This window comes from Roseixanthobacter pseudopolyaromaticivorans, assembly GCF_043195145.2.
GTDB lineage: Bacteria > Pseudomonadota > Alphaproteobacteria > Rhizobiales > Xanthobacteraceae > NCEH01.
In genome coordinates, this window is record NZ_JBAFWQ020000003.1 from 145,164 (window position 1) to 165,090 (window position 19,927).

The 19,927-nt window shown below is 64.2% G+C and carries 23 protein-coding genes and 1 pseudogene; 11 read left to right on the top strand and 13 right to left on the bottom strand.

Features of this window, described 5'->3' with window-relative positions; translation table 11 throughout:
* Positions 1–498 precede the first annotated feature (498 nt).
* The 5 genes from V5F68_RS25605 to V5F68_RS25625 all read left to right on the top strand — a co-directional run bounded on the left by V5F68_RS25605 (position 499) and on the right by V5F68_RS25625 (position 5,038).
* The gene (locus V5F68_RS25605; protein WP_394015549.1) at positions 499–1,992 is read left to right on the top strand and encodes a multicopper oxidase family protein; all 1,494 of its coding nucleotides are present in this window, start codon (positions 499–501) and stop codon (positions 1,990–1,992) included.
* A gap of 14 nt (positions 1,993–2,006) precedes the next feature.
* Entirely contained in the window at positions 2,007–2,414 is a 408-nt protein-coding gene (locus tag V5F68_RS25610) for a hypothetical protein (protein WP_298310049.1), read from the top strand.
* 87 nt (positions 2,415–2,501) lie between these two features.
* Positions 2,502–2,972, top strand: a complete 471-nt coding sequence (locus V5F68_RS25615) for a hypothetical protein (protein ID WP_298310047.1) — start codon at positions 2,502–2,504, stop codon at positions 2,970–2,972.
* A gap of 89 nt (positions 2,973–3,061) precedes the next feature.
* A complete protein-coding gene (locus tag V5F68_RS25620; RefSeq protein WP_394015548.1) occupies positions 3,062–3,670 on the top strand; it encodes an acetone carboxylase subunit gamma in 609 nt (202 codons plus the stop codon).
* Positions 3,671–4,309: 639 nt separating this feature from the next.
* Positions 4,310–5,038 (top strand): helix-turn-helix transcriptional regulator, encoded by a 729-nt coding sequence (locus V5F68_RS25625; RefSeq protein WP_394015547.1) that lies wholly within the window; start codon positions 4,310–4,312, stop codon positions 5,036–5,038.
* A gap of 22 nt (positions 5,039–5,060) precedes the next feature.
* Here V5F68_RS25625 and V5F68_RS25630 read toward each other — a convergent pair whose 3' ends face one another.
* Together V5F68_RS25630 and V5F68_RS25635 are read right to left on the bottom strand one after the other, a co-directional pair.
* Positions 5,061–7,397 carry a relaxase/mobilization nuclease domain-containing protein gene (locus V5F68_RS25630; protein WP_394015546.1) on the bottom strand — a complete coding sequence of 779 codons (2,337 nt, stop codon included), beginning with the start codon at positions 7,395–7,397 and terminating at the stop codon, positions 5,061–5,063.
* The gene (locus tag V5F68_RS25635; RefSeq protein WP_394015545.1) at positions 7,394–7,810 is read right to left on the bottom strand and encodes a hypothetical protein; all 417 of its coding nucleotides are present in this window, start codon (positions 7,808–7,810) and stop codon (positions 7,394–7,396) included. The genes V5F68_RS25630 and V5F68_RS25635 overlap by 4 nt, the downstream gene beginning before the upstream one ends.
* Before the next feature lie 586 nt (positions 7,811–8,396).
* On the opposite strand from V5F68_RS25635, the gene V5F68_RS25640 reads away from it, so the two are divergent.
* Positions 8,397–9,098 carry a ParA family protein gene (locus V5F68_RS25640; protein WP_126280900.1) on the top strand — a complete coding sequence of 234 codons (702 nt, stop codon included), beginning with the start codon at positions 8,397–8,399 and terminating at the stop codon, positions 9,096–9,098.
* Entirely contained in the window at positions 9,095–9,529 is a 435-nt protein-coding gene (locus tag V5F68_RS25645) for a hypothetical protein (RefSeq protein WP_298310035.1), read from the top strand. The genes V5F68_RS25640 and V5F68_RS25645 overlap by 4 nt, the downstream gene beginning before the upstream one ends.
* A gap of 105 nt (positions 9,530–9,634) precedes the next feature.
* Here V5F68_RS25645 and V5F68_RS25650 read toward each other — a convergent pair whose 3' ends face one another.
* The 5 genes and pseudogenes from V5F68_RS25650 to repC all read right to left on the bottom strand — a co-directional run bounded on the left by V5F68_RS25650 (position 9,635) and on the right by repC (position 12,528).
* Positions 9,635–9,793: a hypothetical protein gene (locus V5F68_RS25650; protein WP_298310033.1), complete on the bottom strand. Its 159-nt coding sequence runs from the start codon at positions 9,791–9,793 to the stop codon at positions 9,635–9,637.
* Positions 9,794–10,060: 267 nt separating this feature from the next.
* A complete protein-coding gene (locus tag V5F68_RS25655; RefSeq protein WP_298310031.1) occupies positions 10,061–10,354 on the bottom strand; it encodes a type II toxin-antitoxin system RelE/ParE family toxin in 294 nt (97 codons plus the stop codon).
* The gene (locus tag V5F68_RS25660) at positions 10,354–10,659 is read right to left on the bottom strand and encodes a type II toxin-antitoxin system RelB/DinJ family antitoxin (RefSeq protein WP_394015544.1); all 306 of its coding nucleotides are present in this window, start codon (positions 10,657–10,659) and stop codon (positions 10,354–10,356) included. The genes V5F68_RS25655 and V5F68_RS25660 overlap by 1 nt, the downstream gene beginning before the upstream one ends.
* Positions 10,660–10,718: 59 nt before the next feature.
* A pseudogene (locus V5F68_RS25665) lies at positions 10,719–10,898 on the bottom strand (hypothetical protein); the annotation flags it as partial.
* A 430-nt stretch (positions 10,899–11,328) separates the two neighbouring features.
* Positions 11,329–12,528 (bottom strand): plasmid replication protein RepC, encoded by a 1,200-nt coding sequence (gene repC / locus V5F68_RS25670; RefSeq protein ID WP_394015649.1) that lies wholly within the window; start codon positions 12,526–12,528, stop codon positions 11,329–11,331.
* A gap of 327 nt (positions 12,529–12,855) precedes the next feature.
* Between repC and V5F68_RS25675 the strand changes: the two genes are divergently transcribed.
* Both V5F68_RS25675 and V5F68_RS25680 read left to right on the top strand, forming a co-directional pair.
* Positions 12,856–13,179 carry a helix-turn-helix domain-containing protein gene (locus V5F68_RS25675; RefSeq protein WP_394015543.1) on the top strand — a complete coding sequence of 108 codons (324 nt, stop codon included), beginning with the start codon at positions 12,856–12,858 and terminating at the stop codon, positions 13,177–13,179.
* Positions 13,180–13,209: 30 nt separating this feature from the next.
* Positions 13,210–13,644: an XRE family transcriptional regulator gene (locus tag V5F68_RS25680; protein WP_394015542.1), complete on the top strand. Its 435-nt coding sequence runs from the start codon at positions 13,210–13,212 to the stop codon at positions 13,642–13,644.
* Positions 13,645–13,719: 75 nt separating this feature from the next.
* Here the strand turns inward: V5F68_RS25680 and V5F68_RS25685 are convergent, their stop codons facing one another.
* From V5F68_RS25685 to V5F68_RS25710, 6 genes are all read right to left on the bottom strand, one after another.
* Positions 13,720–14,040, bottom strand: coding sequence for a DUF736 domain-containing protein (locus tag V5F68_RS25685; RefSeq protein WP_394016449.1), 321 nt, complete (start codon positions 14,038–14,040; stop codon positions 13,720–13,722).
* Between the two features lie 1,239 nt (positions 14,041–15,279).
* Positions 15,280–15,972: an arsenical resistance protein ArsH gene (arsH, locus tag V5F68_RS25690; RefSeq protein WP_394016356.1), complete on the bottom strand. Its 693-nt coding sequence runs from the start codon at positions 15,970–15,972 to the stop codon at positions 15,280–15,282.
* A complete protein-coding gene (gene arsB / locus V5F68_RS25695; protein WP_394016355.1) occupies positions 15,972–17,027 on the bottom strand; it encodes an ACR3 family arsenite efflux transporter in 1,056 nt (351 codons plus the stop codon). Before arsB ends, arsH begins: the two co-directional genes overlap by 1 nt.
* Positions 17,028–17,036: 9 nt before the next feature.
* Positions 17,037–17,462 (bottom strand): arsenate reductase (glutaredoxin), encoded by a 426-nt coding sequence (gene arsC, locus V5F68_RS25700; protein WP_213369871.1) that lies wholly within the window; start codon positions 17,460–17,462, stop codon positions 17,037–17,039.
* An 8-nt stretch (positions 17,463–17,470) separates the two neighbouring features.
* A complete protein-coding gene (locus V5F68_RS25705) occupies positions 17,471–17,998 on the bottom strand; it encodes an arsenate reductase ArsC (RefSeq protein ID WP_213369873.1) in 528 nt (175 codons plus the stop codon).
* Positions 17,991–18,362, bottom strand: coding sequence for an ArsR/SmtB family transcription factor (locus tag V5F68_RS25710; RefSeq protein WP_394016354.1), 372 nt, complete (start codon positions 18,360–18,362; stop codon positions 17,991–17,993). The genes V5F68_RS25705 and V5F68_RS25710 overlap by 8 nt, the downstream gene beginning before the upstream one ends.
* A 139-nt stretch (positions 18,363–18,501) precedes the next feature.
* On the opposite strand from V5F68_RS25710, the gene V5F68_RS25715 reads away from it, so the two are divergent.
* Complete coding sequence (locus V5F68_RS25715; RefSeq protein ID WP_394016353.1) at positions 18,502–19,215, top strand: hypothetical protein; 714 nt, start codon at positions 18,502–18,504, stop codon at positions 19,213–19,215.
* Positions 19,208–19,909, top strand: coding sequence for an RES family NAD+ phosphorylase (locus tag V5F68_RS25720; protein ID WP_394016352.1), 702 nt, complete (start codon positions 19,208–19,210; stop codon positions 19,907–19,909). Before V5F68_RS25715 ends, V5F68_RS25720 begins: the two co-directional genes overlap by 8 nt.
* Positions 19,910–19,927 lie beyond the last annotated feature (18 nt).

The window sequence follows — 19,927 nt, forward strand, 5'->3', positions numbered from 1 at the left end:
GAGGCAGGGGTCGGGCATGAGCGTCAGGTTGCAAACGATAGGACAGATGAGAGCGTTGCTGGCCTTTCTGGTCGCGATCGCGCTGCTGGTTGCGCCTGTCGTCAGCGCGCAGGCTATGCCGTGTCACGACCTTGTCCGCCACGAGCAAGCAACCATGATGGTAAGCGGCGAGTTTCAGGCTGCCATCAGCGGCGATGGGCTCCAAGGTCATTCTCACGCTGTCGACCATACGCTCTGTTGCAGCAGTGCCTGCGCATCCTGTGTCGTAGCGCTCGCTGCACCGGGTACGACAGTCCCGCAGCGCATCGTGCTCACTGCGCGTTACGCACAGCGTGATGAGATCGTCCGCGGCCTAGCTTTTCCACCCACCCTCGGTCCTCCTCGAACCCGTGCCTGATCAGACCTGACCCGATGCTGCACTGGCATCGGGTCGCTCTATGCGCATTCGCATGATCAGTCAGCCGGCCTGCTACCGGCAAGGGAACAAGGACCCACACCATGAATCGTCGTCACTTTCTGAACCGGATGATGGCCGGAGCGGCCGCATTCGGCACATCAGCCGCCTTCCATCCAATCAACGCCTGGGCGCAGGCCGTGCCCGATGCTCCGCCGCCCGCGTCAAACGCTACGCCGCGCCCGCTTGGCGTGGTCAGTCGGACCATCGAGGTCAATGGCAAGGCCGCGCGCGTGTTCGGGCTTGCCCAACCCGATGGCACGCCGGGCCTGACGCTGGATGCCGGGAGCAGCTTCGACGTCGCCCTCTCCAACCGGATCGGCGAGCCGACGCTGATCCATTGGCACGGCCTGACACCGCCTTGGCCGATGGACGGCGTGCCGGACAATCCCGCCGCGCTCCTGGGACCCTCCGAAACTCGCCGCTACACGTTCCCGGCCGGCGCCGGAGGCACACACTGGATGCACGCCCATACGCTGCAGGAGCAGAACCTGCTGGCGGCGCCGCTGATCGTCCGGACCGCCGCCGACCGGCAGCGGGACGAGCAGGAGGTGGTGATCCTGCTGCACGACTTTTCGTTCACGCCTGCGGAAGAACTGCTCGCGAAGCTCAAAGGAAGCCCTGCCGCCGGCGGCATGTCGATGGATCACGGCGCGATGGGCCGGAGCGATGCGATGAAGGGCATGGCCGGCATGACGGCCTCCGGCGCGACGGGCCAGATGCAAGGCATGCCGGGCATGGCGATGGACCTCAACGACATCGACTATGACGCCTATCTCGCCAATGACCGCACGCTGGGTGACCCTGAGGTCGTGACGGTCGACAAGGGCGGCCGGGTGCGCCTGCGCATCATCAACGGCGCAACGGCGACCGCCTTCACCATCGATACTGGAAGGCTGGATGGGGAACTGATCGCAGTCGACGGTCAAGCGGTCCAGCCGATCGCCGGCCGGTCCTTCCCGATTTCCATGGGCCAGCGACTGGATATCCGGCTGGCCCTGCCGATGGCGGGCGGTTCGTACCCAATCCTCGCCCTTCGCGAGGGCAGCGCAGAACGAGCGGGGATCATCCTCGCATCCGCCGGCGCAGCCATCGCCAAGATTCCCGTGCTCGGACAGGCCAAGGGACCGGTGCTCGGGCTCGACCTCGAGCAGAGGCTGCGCGCAATCGAACCGCTGGCGCATCGCGCCGCCGACCGCCGCTTCGCGCTCACCCTCACCGGCAACATGGCGGACTATAGCTGGGGTATCGGAGGGGGCGACGCGCTGCAGATCAAGCGGGGAGAGCGCGTTGAGGTCGCATTGGCGAACATGTCCATGATGGCCCACCCGATGCACCTGCACGGGCACGCATTCCAGGTGGTCGGCATCAACGGCAAGACGGTTGGCGGCGCGCTGCGCGACACCGTCCTGCTGCCGCCGATGGCGCGCGTGACCGTGGCATTCGACGCGGACAACCCCGGCCGCTGGCCGCTCCACTGCCACCATCTCTACCACATGGCGACCGGCATGATGTCGTTCGTCAGTTACGACGCGTGAATGGGGAGAGTGTCATGCAGCAACATGCCAATCATCTGCCCTCCACGACGGGTATCCGAGAACAACCGACCTCGGCGACAAACCATCGACTTGCCTCCGCGATCGTGGATGCGCCAAAGGAACGCGGCAACCGGTTCGGCGAAGCGCGGGATTTCGGCAGTTCGGTCGGCAAGGGCGTCGGCGGGTCGGTCGAAGGCAGGAAGCTCGCCCCTGGCAGTCATCGCATCATGGCGGAAGCGGAAGTCGAGCTGTCGGCCTTGGCCGTCGAAGTCGAGCGGCTACGGGTGCAGGGTGCGACGGCGATCTTCGTAGCGATCGACGGAAAAGCGGACGGACCTCTCGCCATCGCCGTTCGGATCAAGGTGGCGGCTCCCCCGGCGGTCCGGGCGTGCGGCAGGCAATCATTCGCATCACGAAGCTGACCGGCCATGGCCATGGCGCTGTCATCTGTCAGCGTCATGGCCAACGCACTCCGGCCGCGCCGCACCTCTCTGGATTAAGGGCAGATCATGGATTACTTCACCGGCAGCACAAGTTTATCAGGTGGCCACTGTCTCAAAGGTGGCAAATCGGGCGATGAACAAGACGATCAGAACCTGCGAACCGCTCGGGAGCATCGTCACGCGCATCGATGGCCGATTCAGGATCACGGAAATTCGAAACCAATCGTTCCTGAGATGATTGAGGTACTGAACTTCCGGCGGCCCCTGGGACAATTCGTTGGAGCTATTATCCTCGCCATTACGGTGTCTATTGGAATCCCGACCGACGGGATCGCGAAAGATGGCGACTTCCAGTCTGTCTTGCTTAAGGCCGGCTGTCCGACCGCGAAGGTCGAAACGCTGTCGGACAGCAACGGTACTGTTGTCTATCGTGCGAACTGCTTCTCAAGCTCACACATGATAATCACAGTCGTCTGCATCAAGGGGACTTGTTCCAGCGCCGAGCGGTCATTTAGCGACGTCGATGACCTTGGGTAGCGGTTCTGATCAACGCAACGCTGCTGAGCCACTCCATCAATTGGCGGATAAGGTTTGAGGCGCACGCTGGAACTGCGCTCCTGCCATACGTGATTGCTCTGGCGGGTGTCGTGATATCTGCACAATTCTCCATTCGGGAGTCTGATCCCACTAAGCAACCGGCAAACATCCTCGCTCGGCCTGGGCGGCGACGTTTCGACCCACGCTCCAACGCCGACGTTGCGGCAAACTCGCGATCGTCGAGACGCGCCACGACTTCACCCTGGTTCCTCAAGGATCCCGAGCGCTTCGTCACCTACATGGAGATCCTGCAGGATCGCGTGCCGTGGGACGACAGGATCGTGCTGCCGCTCGGACCAAAGCTCTTCATCGTGCAGCGCAAGGACAACAAGCAATGGAAAATCCGCTGCGAATGCGGGCATGATTTCTGCGACTGGCGCCAGAACTGGAAGCTCTTCGCGAAGGTCCATGTTCGCGATACGCAGCAGAAGCTCGAGGAAATCTATCCGCGCCTGATGGCGCAGACCTCGACCTGGCAGGTGCTGCGCGAATATTATTGCCCGGAATGCGGCACGCTCCATGACGTCGAGGCGCCGACGCCCTGGTATCCGGTGATCCGCGACTTCGAGCCCGACATCGACACCTTCTACAAGGACTGGCTCGGCCTGGCCGTGCCAGAGAGGGCTGAGGCGGCCTGAGGCCGCAAGCTCCCGCCTGCTCGATACGAGCTTGATGGCCGCATCAGTCTGGCACGGGAATAGCCAGAAGACGCTGAACACCGATTTCCGTCCGGGCTTTTCGGACATCAATGGGACGACGATCGGGCATGGCGTTCTACACGCGCCATGCCCGATCCCGCTTGCGCAGATCGACAGGCGATCTTCGGCCCGTCAGGATCGGGGGCGTTCCAGTGCGCTTCAACTATCGAGAGGCCGGAAGCGCGAAGCGCGCCATCTCGTCAGACAATATGGCGGCGAACCGCTGGCAGTGCGCGGCGCGTGGCGCGCCCCCAAGCCACAGACCTTGTTGCCGGGCGCTTCTTGGACGGCGTTCTTTAACACGGGTCAAAGTCTGAGTCGGGATAGTCGGTTCTTAGTCATGCACGGCTCACCCGTGCGGTCACGCTTCAAACGGCACCGTCCCACGTTCCAGCCTCTTACCGCGAAGGATGCTGCTCGTCTGGACAACGAGAACTGATCGACACCTGCAAGTCTCGGGACACCGTCCAAGCGGACAGACGCCATGACCAGACAGCGGCGCGGCGCGTTGGGCCGAGATGGCATCGATCGAACACCACCAACGCAGATTTCAGTTCTATCTGCAGAGGGCAATGGCAATTGAACGAGGCACGCGACCAGACCTGGCAGTTCATTGAACGTGTCGAACGCTCGACCGAAGCGGGCCAAGTCGAGCAGTACTTGATGGAGATTGCGTCCGACTATGGGTTCAGCACGCTATTCGGTGGGGTAGTACCCTCTGCCCGCGTGTCACCAGAGGAGATCAAGTCGCGGATCCTGTTCCAGCGGTTTCCCTTGGAATGGGCTGGACGCTACAACGACCGAGGCTACGTCTTTCGCGATCCCATCGTTCATCGGCTGCAGCACGATCGAAACCCTTTTGATTGGCAAGAGGCATACACCTCCTGCGATTTTCCAAAGGATGTCGCGCTGATCCAAGGGGAGGCATCTGAATTTGGCCTCCGGGTCGGATATGTCGTCCCCGTGACGATGCTTGACGGGCGCGTCGCTGCCGTTTCATTCGGCGGGTGCCATGCCGACATTGGTGCAGAAGGCCGCGCCGCCTTGAGCTTCGTCGCAAACTACGCTGTCGGCAATCTCCTGCACTACAAGGAGAGCCGAAAGCGTCTCATTGGCAAGGTTACGCCAAGAGAGTTCGACTGCCTCCTGTGGGCATCCGAGGGCAAGACCGACTGGGAGATTTCCGTCATCCTCGGGATTTCGCGGTCAACCGTGACCAAGCACATTGTCTCCGCCCGCGAGAAGCTCGGCGCGGTCAATAAGCCTCACGCAATTGCGATGGCGCTTCGCATCAAATTACTCCGCTAATCAAAAGCAGAGTGTGTGATGTTCAGGTAGTCCGCTGCCCTTTGATGGATTGGGCCTCGGCACGCTCCGCCTCGATCTCCCGCACGATCTTCTCTTGCTCGGCCCGTAGCTGCGCCAGCGCGTCCGTCTGGATCAGCGTCTGCGGCAAAGGCTGCGCGGGATGCTCGGCGAGAACACGCGCGGCTTCAACGGCAGCGGCGGCCTCGCGCGCCTCGCGGGCTGCGGCTTGTTGTGAGCCTCGGACGATTGCCCTCTCGGCCGTCAGCTCGCGCTGCGACTGCGGGTCGAGCCCGCCCCGGCCTTCCTGGCGCCGCTCGGCTTCGATCGCGCGATCGGCCAGCCTTTCGGCCGACGCCGCTTCTCGATCTTCCTTCACGCGAACCTGCTGGGCGTGCGCGATCAGCCGATCCGCATTGGGCCCGGCGATTGCCTCGACTTCGGATCGCGAGAGCTGCTGCGCACCACTTTCCTGTGCGCGCTGCAGGTCGACGCGATTGGCCAGCGTCTCGAGATAGCGCGCCGACGTTTCCCGGAACTGCTGCTTCGTCTCGCCATCGAGGAGGTCGCTGGTGCGCGACACCGCCTCGTTCATGAGGCGAAGATCCTTCGCCATCTGCTCCGACGTGATCGCCATGTGCTGGTCCTCCTTGGTGAGATGATCCACCCGCTTTCCGATGGTGTACAAAATGGCGCCGACCGTCTGCGCCATCATCAGCCTTTCGAGCATGTCCTTCGCCGCAGTATTGTCGGGCTGTTCGCGCGCCACCGTGCTCCAGGCATCGACGCTCTCATTGACCACACGCCGCTCGGGCTCGGATGCCGGCAGCCTGATCGGATTGGTCCGCGCCGCGGCGATCCGCTGCCGGGCATTGTTGATGAGACGCTGGTTGGCCGGCTCAGCTGCATAGGCACGATCCCGCGCCTCGCGTGCCGGACGCGGACGCTCGGCGACGTCGACGATCGCCTTGTCGCGCGCGCCGTAGCTTTGCGCCGACGCCCGCTCCATCGCCGAGGTCGCGACGATCTTGAGGCCCTCCGCCTGCGCATGCTGCGCGTAACTCTCGCGCCAGCCCCGGAACTCGCTCGGCCCCGGGTGGATCTTCTGCCCGGATTCGTTCTTCACCGTGATGACGGCATGGATATGGATGTGCCCGTCGCTCTCCCGATCGACATGTACGCCGAACAGGAAGCGGTGATCGGCGAATCGGTCGTGCAGGAAATCGCGTGCGGCGCGGCGCAAAGCCTCCGGGTCGGGGCCAGCTTTCGACGACAACATCAGGTGCATCGTGTCGCGGGGCGACTGCGAGCGCAGCGAGCGGCCCCACTCCTTCGCGGCGTTGCGGGCGGCGGCGACGTCGCCGATGGCCCTGCCGCGATCGTCGACCAGCGGCCCCCGACCCTCGACCAACCTGTTCAACTGCCAGGTCACGCCTTCGCGTCCATGCTGTGGCTTTCCCGGATCGAGCGCGATGGCATGCTCCGGAATACCAGTGGCGCCATGGATGCGCGCCTTCATCACCGCCTCGGACCGGTAGTCGAACCGCTTCTGGTCGAAGCCGTTCTCCGCCGTGCCGATCCGCTCAACGCGAACACGGAAACGCTCCTTCGGTCCTCCCGCCGCGGCCGTGACGATATGGGCCTCAATCTCCCCGGACGGGAGGCGATCGAGGCGGGAGGCATGACGATGACCTTCAAATCCGCCGGCGATAGCCTTCGCGTAGGTCTCACGCCCCTCGACCGTGTCAGCCACGCCATGAAGCTTGAGACGGACGGTGACAACGTCATGGCTGGGCTTGCGCTTCTCGAAATCCTTCGACCAGTCCTTGATCTCATCGGCAACCGATTCGTGATCCGACAGGATCCGGCCGTCATGGGTTTCGACCGGGACATCCTCGCGCTGGGCGTACTGGGCGGTCTTCGTCGCCCGCGTGACGCCGGTCGCGTAGGATAGCACCTTGACCACGGCGGGCTGATAGCCCGACGCGAGCTGCCGGGCGCGGGCGAGCGATCCCCCGCCGCCCTGCCCGCCACCCCCGCCGGAAAGACCGCCCTCGATCAGTGTAGCGGCCGGGCCGGGCCTCGGGAAAGCCGCCTGTCGTCCTGCGCCGCCGCCGGACGACGCCGGCAGCCTGCGACGCCGCTCCTCGTCCAGTCCGCCCGATAGCGTCGCGCCGCGAATGATCACATGCGCCGGCGTCGCGCCCGGCGCGGGCGCTGCCCGCGCAGCCCTCGACCGGAGCTCCTCGTCGAGTGCGCCCGACCGACGCGGCCGGCGCCGCTCCTCACGTGCGGCGCCGACGGAGCGGCGGGCGGCTTCCACCTGCTCCAGCCACCACTCGATCTGGGCCGCGCGGTTCATGGCTCGATCTCCTCCGACAGTGCGAGCTTGGCCTCGCGCCGGAGCTTTGAGCCATAGGCCACCGTCATCTCGGTGAGCTCATCGTTGATCGCCGCGATCGCCTCGTGAAGCCCGCGCCAGACTGGCTCGGTGTCCTCGATGCGCACGGCCTGGCCGCGATGGATCGCCTTCAGAACCTGCGACAGGTTGCGGCCGACCATGCGGACCTGGCTGGCGAGCGCGACGACCGCCTTCGTGTTCTCGGCCGAGAGCGCCGGTCCCGCCTGCACCGAAGCCCGAATCAGCCGCCGCACCACCTCGGCCTTCGGCAGCCCGAACAGCGCCACCGCCTCGACGAGGCGCGCCTCATCCGCATCGGAAAGCTCGGTCCGCAGCCGGGGCTTGCGTCTGGGCATTGCGGCGGAATGGGCCAAGGCCAGCCTCCCCTTCCCTTCACGGCGAACCGGCTCACGGGTGCAACCCGAGAGCCGAACTCCTGCCGATCCGACCAGGATCGGCAGCATGCGCGCGTCAGCGCAATGGCTGCGTTCAGCAGCCTCCCCGGGTTTGGCCCACAAACCGGTATCTTGTCAATCAATATCTAATACACTGAATGTTAGAAGTCTGCGCATAAAGGGCGGCAACGCCCGCAGGAGCAGTCCGTATGAATCCACCGGCCGCATGGCGCGAAGCGCCCCCCTTGTGGATCACTCGACGCCGCAAAGCGCTCTGCAGGGCAGGCCAGGGCATAACGCATTCACCCATTGCCGTTCTATCTATTTGAGACAATGCCGCATTTCGCGAATACGTTATTGTCTGGGTGATGGAATGCGGTAATCCCGCATTGCCCCGCCTCAGCAAGGCCGCATTGCTGTCTCCGGTTATTGCCGCATCACCAGAATGACGGAATCCAACAGAGCGACAAGACATCATTGCAGCGTTGTCGTTTGTCTATTTTATTGTATGTTGTCATTAACGGAGTGAGCCATTGCGGCACTGCCGCATCGACCCGAGGGACGCATGCCCAGCATCTTCGCCATCGCCAACCCCAAAGGCGGCAGCGGCAAGACCACCGTCGCCATCATCCTCGCCGGCGAATTCGCCAGGCATGGCTACTCCACCGCCATCGTCGACGCCGACCCGCAGGGGTCCTCCTATCAATGGCACGCCTCGTCGGTCGCGCGCGGTCTGAGCCCGGAAGGGGTCGATCTGGTGCGTGCGCCCGACGAGAAGGCATTGACGCAGGCGATCGAGCGTCTCGACAGCTATGACGTCGTCGTCGTGGACACCCCCGGCTACTACGGCAGCGTACTGGTTCAATCAGCGCTCCGCGCCGACCTCGTCGTTCTGCCCTGCAAGGTCCACACCTTCGATGCTTCGCAGGTCGTTCGGACCATCCGCAATCTCCAGCAGCACGCCGACGAGGCGAAGCTGCCGATGAGCCAGCACCGCGTCCTCTTCAACGAGTATGACAGCCTCGACCGCAACACCCGCCCGCTGCGCGAGGTCCTCGCCTATCTCAATGCCGAGAACGTCCCCGTCTGCGCCAACGCGCTCTACCGCCGCATCACCTATCGCACCATGACGAGCGGACATGGCACGCTCTACCAGATGAGCGACAAGGACGAGTCGATCCGCAAGGCGCGCTACAATGCCGATCAGGTCGTGCGCGAATTGCTCGCCGCTAGCCAGGGCGTCACGCAGGACGACAGTGCGGCATGAGCGATCCGGTAAAAGACCCGCACCCTGATCGCCCTGCCCTCCCTCGCGACGCGTTTCGCGCGCAGCGCCTCGTCCCCGTGGGAACCGCCGAGCCGGCCTCCAAGCCGGTTATCGTGACGCCGGAATACGAAGACCACGTGCACGCGCCGGCCTCGACAGCCGGCGCCAGCCAGGGAGAGCCGGCGACCGTCGCTGCATCGAGGCCGTTGCCCAGGGCAAAGGTGAAGCCGGAGATCTCGCGCAACCCCTTCGATGCCTATGGCGAGCGCTCGTCGTCACGCCCTTATGCGCTGCGTCTTCCCGACGCCATCGACCTCGTCGTCCGGCAGATCGCAGCTGAAGAGCGGACCCATCCGCTGCGCGTGATCGATCGCATTCTTCACGATCACCTGAAACGGATCGGGCGCCTGCCACCCCCGCGCGGCGCCTGACCACAGGCCCTTCGCCGTATTTGCGAAGACCGCTTCCAGCGCCTTCTCCCGGACGCCATGCGAGGATAAGCAGCCGGGGACGCCGTCGCTGACAAAAAAAGGGGCTTACGCCCCCTCCGCTTCGCGACCCCGACGCTCGGCTTCCGCGAGCAGTTCTTCGAGGCGCCGGAGCCCGTCCCGCCGCTCCTTGCGGGTGAGGATGCAGTGCGCAAGCTCGGCGCGCAGCTCGGTGATTTCGGCGTGAATGTCGAGAAGCTGTGTCATGTGAACCTCCTTTGTCTTGATGACGGAGGCAGCCGGCCGGGCGTTGGAGGGACGGGTCAGGGATCGCGCAGCGACCGGCAGCGCCGGCGCGTGGGGGAGCCGATTTTGTCGTCGCGCAGCGGCGTCAAAATTGGGGGCACCGCGCGTCCTTGACGCGGCCCGACTGCCGGTATGATGGGCGGTCATTGAGAGAAAGACGGCCTGGCTCGACGCTGCGGCCGGGCTCCCTTCACGGCGCGCCGGCGCTGCAAAGACGGGGATCCGGTATCAGCTCCCGGTGAAATCCTCTGGCCAGATTTGCGCGCCGTGAAGGACACGCAGGATGCGGATCGTGCTCTCGGTCACCGCGTAGGCCGCGATATAGGGCGTGCCGGAGATCACGAGTTCGCGCGTGCCCGCGACGCGGCCGGGCCTTCCGCTTTCCGGGAACTCGACGAGCCGGCGCGCTGCAGCGGCGATCCTCTCGTCGACGGCGATGGCGGCCCTCGGGCTGTCTGCCTCGATATGCGTGAAGATGCCGTCGCGGTCGGAGAGCGCGAAGGCGGACCAGACAAGCCTCATCAATCGGCCGAGGCGGCCTTGCGCCGGGCTGCCGCCCGCCGTGCCGCGAAATGATCCTCGACCTCGTCGTCGGAAACGTCGGGTCGGCTATCCGCCAGTGCTTCGAGCACCTTTGCGCGGAACCATGCGTCATGCGCCTCGCTGTTGCTGACCAGCTCGAGCGGCAGCGCGCCTTCATTGGCGGTCCGGGTCAGCAGAATGCGTACCGCGTCGGATACGGTCAGGCCCATGCTTTCGAGCACAGCGGAGGCCCGGTCCCTCACGTCTGCGTCGATGCGGGTCTGAACCAGGGCATTGGTGGCCATGTCGATCTCCCTTCCTCCTGCCGCAATGTAATGCAATTGAATGACGATTGCCAGTGCCGCTACAGACCGCACATCCCCTTGCATTCGTTGGGCCACCGATCGCGTTGCACGTGATCAGTGTCCATCGAGAGATCGGCCTCATCCAGAGGCACGGCGGAGCGATGGAGAAAGACCTCGCCCCGGATTCCACGCAGTCCGCACCGGATCGTGCGATCGACCTCAACTGGATTCGCCCATGATCGATCGCATTCTTCACCACTACCTAACACGGATTGGACGCCTGCCACCCCCGCGCGGCGCCTGACCACAGGCCCTTCGCCGTACCTACGGCGCTCTATGAAAGCGCGGTCCGGCTACGGGCCTGCTCCGCTACGCTCCGGTCGCGTTCCGCGACTGGACAGCCGCCGTTAACAACCTCGACTCAAGGACAAGACGGTCGTTTTCGACATCGTCGAAGCGGCGAACGACACGCCGTCCCGGATCCGCCAGCTTCACTCACCACGTGACATCAGAATTCCCGATGTCTGCGGGGAAAGCGCAACGGCCGCAAAGTTGAGGCACGGAACCAACCAACATGCGCGCGGCCTCCGAGCCTGCTCGACGGAATTCCGGCGGGACCTCGCAAGGGCCTGGTCCCCAAGGCCAAGGTCATCTGATGCGCGGAACATTTCAGTCTCGATTTCGGGCAGACATGAGCGCCATCAGCATCGGCCCCAGCGAGAACGATCCGGCCTGCGCCCGTCGCGTCAGGGCTCGCAGATAGCCGCCCGGGCTTTTGATCGCGGACGCGCGCTGCAATATGGCAGCGACAACGATGCAGGCCTGCACCTCGCCCAGCACCGCACGGGCATCGGCCCAAGCACTCGGGCTGATCCCAAGCATCGGCCGGATCACAGCGGCGGTCGCGATGAAGTCGCGCCAGTGCGAAATCCCGTGTCGGGCATAGTCGGCGAGGTCCGGACAGGCCTCCAGCACCATGCCCAGCGGAAACGCCATTTCCCCCGACCTCATCGGTTTGGGGTCTGGCTCCGACCTCGCCGCCCGGCTTTCTCGAAAGCCAGGTTCAGGTTCAATCGAGATTTCGGTGTTTGAACTCTGTATGTGGTGCTCAGAACGGGACTCTGTGGCGCCTGATTCCGCTGGTTTTACGTGTTGTTCCAACGCTGTGAGGATGATTGCGGCCAATTCGGCGAGTGTTTCCGCGATTGGCTCCAGCGCCTCGAGATCCACACGGCGCGGGATAGAGCTGAGAATATCGATGAAGCTGCGATGCAGACCGGGCCAATCGGCCGGCACGCGCTCCTCGATCCCCGTCGCGATCATCTTTGCGATGTCGCGTCGGCAGAGCGCGACGGCCTGGCGCGCGAGAGCGAGCGCCCGTCGCTCGGCCCGAATGGTCTCGGCCAGGGCGGCGAACTCGTCGGCCCTGGCGATGAGCGGGCCGAGATCGAAGCCGAACGCCTGTTCGACGTCGCCGGCGGCGCCCTTGCGCGCGAAACGCTTGCCGTTCGGGCTGTCGCGCCGCAGGATCAGTCCGCACTCGATCAGCACGGCGAGATGGCGGCGCAGCGTCGAGGGCGCGATGCCGTGAGCCCGCAACATCAGTGCCCTGTTTGACGGAAAAACGACGAGGTCGCCGGCACCCGAGACCAGCACCGTTTCCGGATGGAACGTCAGCAATGCGTTCAACACCGCCAGCGCGCGATCGGAAATGTCGAGCGCCGCCTTCGCCTCGCAGACGAGCCGAAACACCTGCCACTTGTGGACGGGTTTGCCGTTGGGGCACTCCTTCACGAGGCGCTGCGTATTGACGACGGCGCGCGACAGCGCCCGCCGCCCGAAGGGTGTCGTTGGGATTTGGCCAAGCATCTGCATTCGCGTCCTCTCTTTGCGAGAGCGCGGGGCAAACAAAGACCGTGGCGTGAAAACGCAGGCCTCTTGAACTGTCGGATGGCGAGGGCTAACATGCTTGTGTGTTTTCGGGCACCGCTGACGACGGCAATCGTCGGCCCGTCCATCGTCTGAGAGACCCGGCTCTGCCGGGTTTTTCTTTGTCCGAGCGCACCTCTTCCGTTGAAACCGAATCCGTACATTATATTGAATGTCGAACGTCAGTCCAACGTGCTGGCGTGCGCCTTGTCGGGCTGCGCGGAGGGTCGCAGCCCGTCTTGGGATTCTATGTTCGAGGACGCGCCGATGAGAACCAATGACTGTCGCCGGAAGGCCGCGCACGCGGCCGAGGGTCGTACGCTGCTTCGGACCTTTCAGGCGTCGATCGAGGCGATCCGATGCGCGAGCGGCCTCAGCCGCAAGGCCTTTGCCGCGCAGCTCGGTCTGGCGAGCTCAAGTTACTTCCACCTGATGACGCCGAATGCGAATCCGAGCCTGGATTACATCGAACTGATCGCCGAACGCGCCGGCGTCGAACCAGCGGGGCTGCTGGCGCGACCGGCGGCGACGGCAGAGCTCGAATCGGAGCAGACGCCAGGTCTCTTAAGACGACTCGATTCAAGGGGTTAGGCAGGATTTCGATAACATTCAATATACCAGATGATGGAGTTGCTGTATCATGCCGCTCGGCTCAATCTTGAGCCTTGGAGCCCCTGCCCTCCCATGCCCCCCGCCCGCAAGCCGCTGCCCGTCGATCACTCCATCCTCAACGAGATGCTGGCGATCCGGCTCCAGCAGCTCGAGAGCGAGAATGGCGGAATGGAGGCGTTCCTGCCGAAGACAGGATTGGCGCGCGGGACCTATTACACGATCCTTCGGGGGATCGGGAATCCGACGTTGAAGACAATGGAGCGCATCGCCTCGAGCCTCAATATGAGCGTCCTCGAGTTGCTCGGCTTCGAGATCGACGATGCGCGGCGTGCTCTCAGGAAGAACGGCGTCGATTATGACGAGGTCGTCTCTGCCATCGATAAGAAGAATCAGGCCGATCGACGCCTCGCCCGGCAATCGCGCTCGAGCAAGCTGCCGGGATAACCGCGTTGGCCGGGCGGCGCTCGCGGGAACAGAAGGTCGCCGACCCCGCTGTTGGGCGGGGCCGGCGGCTTCGGGTCAGCTGGCGGGGTTCCAGATGATGACCTTCTTGGCGGGATCCTCGCCCGGCGCCGGCGCCACGTTGCCGTAGATGGTGCCGAACTCGGGGGCCGAGAGCGAGACCGAGATGTACTCCTCGCCGGTGGTCTTCGAGATCCGGTTCCAGCCGGCGCCCAGCTCGAAGCCGTTCTTGCGCGAGATCACGCGGTAGTCAGGCTCGTTGTCCTTCGCCTTGCGGGTGTTCGGCACCAGCGCGATCGGGGCGGTGACGTTGAGGGTGGCGAGCGTGCCTTCGAGGTTGCCGTCCGCCTTCTGGGTGAGGGTTGCGATCGTGGCCATGTGAAGTCTCCTTGAGGTTGCTCGGGGACCATCCCCGATGACGCCCAAAGGAAGGGGCCGGACGCCGTCGTCACCGCAGCGCAGGGGAACCCCCGGTCGGGGTCCCCGCGATGCCCGCATCGTGGGGTGGCCAGCGGGGTTGACGGCACTAGGCGGCCGAGACCCGGACACAGGCGGCAAAGAGGAGGGGATGGGCTTCGAAGCCACCGACCACAGGAGCCCCTGCCACCAGGCCACGCCACGCCCGCGCCAGGCAGGACACGCACCGCCGCACTCGCTCCCCGTCCCGGCCACCGCCAGTCGGGACACCGACGTTCACGCCCGCTCGCGGACATCCGGCATACGCAGGTCGATCACGCCGACGGCGCCGCGCCGGCGCCCGCCGGAACCACGGACCGCCACCAACGGCAGGAACCCTCACGTCGATCCCCAGCCACGGTCCAAGCTCTTTGCAAACACCCAGGCTTAGCGCCGGGCCATCACGCCCTGGCCAGCATCGGCCCGATACACCCGAAGCTCGACGTCACCTAACAGCGGGGTCGGCGCTCCCGCCAGGCCAGCATCTCCGTGCCGAGCCGATCGCGCAGCCCGCCGAACTCGAGATCTCACGGGAACTCGGTTGAGAAGTTAAGGATTCATGCCCTCATTGACCCGTGCTAATGGAGAAAGATCTCCCAACTTGAATCGGTTCCATGAAACGCCCGACGAAGCCTTTTGTTGTCGAATACAAGCGCAGCGCGCGAAAAGCCTTCGGACCGTCGACGATCTCGGCAAGGGATATGGCTGCGAGCCTTCCGACACCCGCAGCTGATTCGATCCCGAAATCTCCGCAGGCAGCAGCCTCCGCACTGTTCGAGATCACAAGTCAGTCGAGTCCCACCTCCAATTCGGTGCCGACGGAGCCGCGTATCTTGCCGGTCCTTACGGTTGAAGGCGACCGCACGCCTGTAACCGAGCAGACCCAGGACGATCCCCTTTGGCTGCATGACCCGTCATCACCGGCAATCGAAGCGAGAGCGTCACCTCGCAGGACAAAGGCGCGGAAGCAAGTTGCGGTTTCCGCGCCTGCCGATGTCGGTGCAGGCCCGCAGATGGCGCCGGCAGGGGATGATGGAGCGAGGGCTGGGACTTCCGAGCCGCGCACCGCTTCACTCCCGGCAGTCCGCCGGCGCCGAAGACTGCTGGAGGGGCAAGATTGTTTGCCGCGTGGGCAGCGTTGGAAACGGCGATTGCCGAAGTTCATGCGGTAGCTAGCTTCTCTGCCGCTTCTTTGCGCTCGCTGTAGCGGTTGGTGAGATAGGGGGAGAGATCGCGTGTCAGCAGCGTGAACTTAACCAATTCCTCCATCACGTCGACCACCCGGTCGTAATAGGAGGATGGCTTCATGCGGCCCGCCTCGTCGAATTCCTCGTAAGCCTTGGCGACGGAAGACTGGTTGGGGATGGTCACCATCCGCATCCAACGGCCGAGCACACGAAGCTGGTTGACCGCGTTGAAGCTCTGCGAACCGCCGGACACCTGCATGAGGGCCAACGTCCGGCCCTGCGTCGGCCGTATCACGCCAACCGATAGCGGTATCCAGTCGATCTGCGCCTTCATCACCGCGCTCATGGCGCCGTGCCGCTCCGGGCTGGTCCAGACCTGACCCTCGGACCATGCCGATAGATCGCGCAGTTCTCGCACCTTCGGATGGTCGATCTCCGCGCCGTCGGGTAGCGGCAGGCCGTGCGGATCGAAGATACGCGTCTCCGCACCGAAGTGCTTCAGCAGACGTTCGGCCTCCAGCGTCAGGAACCGGCTGTAGGAGCGTTCGCGCAGCGATCCATAGAGTAACAGAATACGCGGCGGATGCGTCGAGGGCGTCGCGCACAGCCGGTCGATGGTCGGCACGTCGAGGTTGTCGACAACGACATTGGGAAGATCGTTCTGCATCAACGGTGGGCCTCGGCAATCGCCGCGACCTTGTCGCCGCGCTCGTACCAGCCCTTGGACCTGTTCACGATCCAGACGACGGTGAGCATGACCGGCACCTCGATCAGCACGCCGACGACGGTGGCGAGCGCAGCTCCGGAATGGAATCCGAATAGACTGATGGCGGCGGCGACCGCCAGCTCGAAGAAATTGGACGCGCCGATCAGTGCCGAGGGGCCGGCGACGCAATGCTGCTCGCCCGCAACTCGGTTGAGGATATAGGCCAGCCCGGCATTGAAATACACCTGGATCAGGATCGGCACGGCGAGCAGCGCGATCACCAGCGGCTGTGCGATGATCTGTTCGCCCTGGAAGCCGAACAGCAGCACCAGCGTTGCCAGCAGCGCGACGAGTGAGACCGGGCCGAGCTTGGTCAGCAGCCGATCGAGCGCGGCTCGCCCACCTGTCGCCAACAGTCGGCGTCGAAGAAGCTGCGCGATGATCACCGGAATGACGATGTAGAGCACGACCGAAAGAACCAGCGTGCCCCATGGCACGGTGATAGCGGAGAGGCCGAGCAGCAGGCCGACGATCGGCGCGAAGGCCACCACCATGATGGCGTCGTTGAGCGCTACCTGGCTCAGCGTGAAATGCGGCTCGCCCTTGGTCAGGTTCGACCAGACGAACACCATCGCGGTACAGGGCGCGGCGGCGAGGATGATGAGGCCGGCGATATAACTGTCGATCTGATCGGCCGGCAGATGCGGTCGGAACAGCCAGCCGATAAACAGCCAGCCGAGCAGCGCCATCGAGAACGGTTTCACCGCCCAATTGATGAACAGGGTGACGCCGATGCCGCGCCAGTGGCGGCCGACCTCGCCGAGTGCCGCGAAATCGATCTTCAGCAGCATCGGGATAACCATCAGCCAAATCAGTACCGCGACCGGCAGATTGACCTTGGCGATCTCAGCAGCCCCGATCATCTGAAACGCACCGGGCATGATGTGTCCGAGCGCGATGCCGGCGACGATGCACAGCGCGACCCACAGCGTGAGATAGCGTTCAAACGTGGACATGGCTTTTCCTTACGCCGTCGCGACGCGGCGGCCGTGCTCGTCGACGACGCGCTCGCCGTCTTCCTTGGTGAACGCGCCCCGTTGCGGCGGCAGCAGATCGAGAACCTCTTCGGAAGGGCGGCAGAGCTTCACGCCTTCCGGCGAAACGACGATCGGCCGGTTGATCAGGATCGGATGCGCCAGCATGGCGTCGAGAAGCTCGTCATCCGTCAGGCCGGGATCGCCGAGACCGAGTTCGACATAGGGCGTTCCCTTCTCGCGCAGCAGCCCGCGCGTGGAAATCCCCATCCGCGCGATGAGCTGGAGCAGCATCGCGCGCGACGGTGGTGTCTTCAGATATTCGATGACATGCGGCTCGACGCCGGCATTGCGGATCAGCGCCAGCGTGTTGCGCGAGGTGCCGCAGTCAGGATTGTGATAGAGGACGACATCCATGGCTCGCCTCACGCCGCACTGTGGCGGCGCGAGGTTGTCCCTTCGGACTGGCCGATCTCAACGAGCTTCGCCTTGAGCGACGCCTTGTCGAGGCTCGCGACCGGCAAGGCCACGAAGACCGAAATCCGGTTCCTGAGATAGCGGAAGGCGGAGACAAAGGCGGCTTGCTTCTGGATATCCGTGCCTTCGACCGCAGCGGGATCCTCGATCCCCCAATGGGCCGTCATTGGCTGGCCGGGCCACACCGGGCACGCTTCACCGGCGGCGTTGTCGCAGACGGTGAAGACGAAATCCATGACAGGGGCATCCGGCATCGCGAACTCCTCCCAGCTCTTCGAGCGGAAGCCCTCGGTCGGATAGTCGAAGCTCTCCAGCACCTTCAGCGCGAACGGATTGACAGTCCCTTTCGGTTGGCTGCCGGCAGAGAAGGCACAGAAGCGGCCGCCGCCATCCTTGTTGAGAATGCTCTCGGCGAGGATCGACCGCGCCGAATTGCCCGTGCAAAGGAAGAGGACATTGTAGATACGGTCACTCATGAACAGCCTCCTGGGTGGCTTCATTTTTGGGTGTGCAGCAGGGAGACAGGTCGGCGATCAACGGGGCGCAGATCTCCGGGCGCCCGCCGCAGCAATCCTTGACGAGGTAGAAGGCAAGCTCGCGCACCGCATCAAGCTTGGCTCGGTAGATGATCGACCGGCTCTGCCGCTCGGCTTCGATGAGCCCAGCGCGTGTCAGGATCGCCAGATGGGTCGACATGGTGTTCTGCGGTACGCTCATATGCCGGGCGATGTCACCGGCCGGTAGCCCTTCCGGTTCATGTGCGATCAGCAGCCGGAACACCTCGAGGCGGGTCGATTGGGCGAGCGCCGCGAAGGCGAGAATGGCTCGTTCTGATTCCATAATTCGATATTACTCGATATATGGAATCATGTCCAGCCAAGCATGGTAGTGAAGGTCACCTGCCTGAGACGGCAGCTGCGCGCGGCGGCTGCGGCGAATCCATCTTGATTATTCTGGTTATCTATTTATATGGATAACCATGATAACCAACGAAGGGAACGCGGCCATGCCTGCCCCCCATGTGACTGGCGCGCTCGCCGGCTTCGCCACGATGACTGGCACGCCGGAGCAGGTCCGCCAACGTCTCGACCATCTCGGCGGGAAGCCGAAGCAGGTCATCGCTTTGACCCTCGAACACGGCAGTGAGCCGGCCGTGCGCGCGCTCGCCGAGACGTTCGAGAGCATCGCACCGCTTGTCGGCGCCATTCTCGCACGCCGCGAGACTGAGGCCATGCAGTCGATCCTTGAACTGTTGGTGCCTCACGTCCCTCCCCCCCAGCATATGCTGCTCGAGGCACGGATGACGGCTGAGGCGCGCAAGGCCGTGCTGGAGAGCGGTGATTGGCTGACGGCGGTCCAGATCGCCGAGATGGCCGGCTTCAGTACCAACAATCCCAGCGCCCAGCCGAACAAGTGGAAGAAGGATGGCATTATCTTCGCGGTTCGGCACCGGGGGCTCGATTACTTTCCTGGCTACGCCCTGGATCCGAAGACGGGCTATCGCCCGCTCAAGGCTCTTGCCGCCGTGCTCAAGGTCTTTGGCGGAAGCAAGGACGATTGGGGCCTCGCCTACTGGTTCGCCTCGGACAACAGCTTCCTCGGCGGCAAGCGTCCGCAGGATCTCCTGGCTGAGCAGCCTGAGCGCGTGATCGCGGCGGCCGAAGATGAGCGGCAGGGCGTGGCGCATGGCTGAGCCGCCGGCCGCGCCGAAGCACGCAAAGGCCAAGGCCGCCGATCACGCTACGCCCCCACCTCCGGCGGATCTGGGTGTAAAAACGTCGACGATGATCTGGCCCAAGGGCCGGATCATTCATCGAATGCATTCGGATGCCTACCTCGGCGATCAGTTCAACCCGGGCCTCAGGGGCAATGCGCGCTTCAGCCCGATCGTCGACGGGCCCGGAGTTGCGATCCCGACGCTCTACGGCGGCACGACCTTCGATTGCGCTGCCATGGAGACCGTTTTTCACGATGTCCCTTTCTCATCGGGTCTCAAGACCTACGACAAGGGCAAACTCACGGGTCAGACCTATTCGCGGCTGGAGCCACGACAAGATCTCGTCCTTGCCGACCTCAGCGCCACGGCGCTTCGCAGATTGGGCGTCCGGCGCACCGAGCTCATCGACACCGAGAAAGACCGCTACCCGCAAACCCGCCCTTGGGCCGAGGCATTCTACGCCGCCCGCCCCGATATTCACGGACTATGCTGGGTTTCGAGGCAGGATGATCGTGCGCTCGCGATCATCCTGTTCGGCAACCGGCTTCCGGCCGGCGCGCTGGTCACGATCGCCCCGTCGGTCGAGGTTGTCAGCACACCCGGCGTCTATGCGGACCTGATCTCCCTCGCGGACCGCATCGGGGTGAAGGTGGTCTCTGGGAAATCCTGACGCGGTATTAGACCGCAA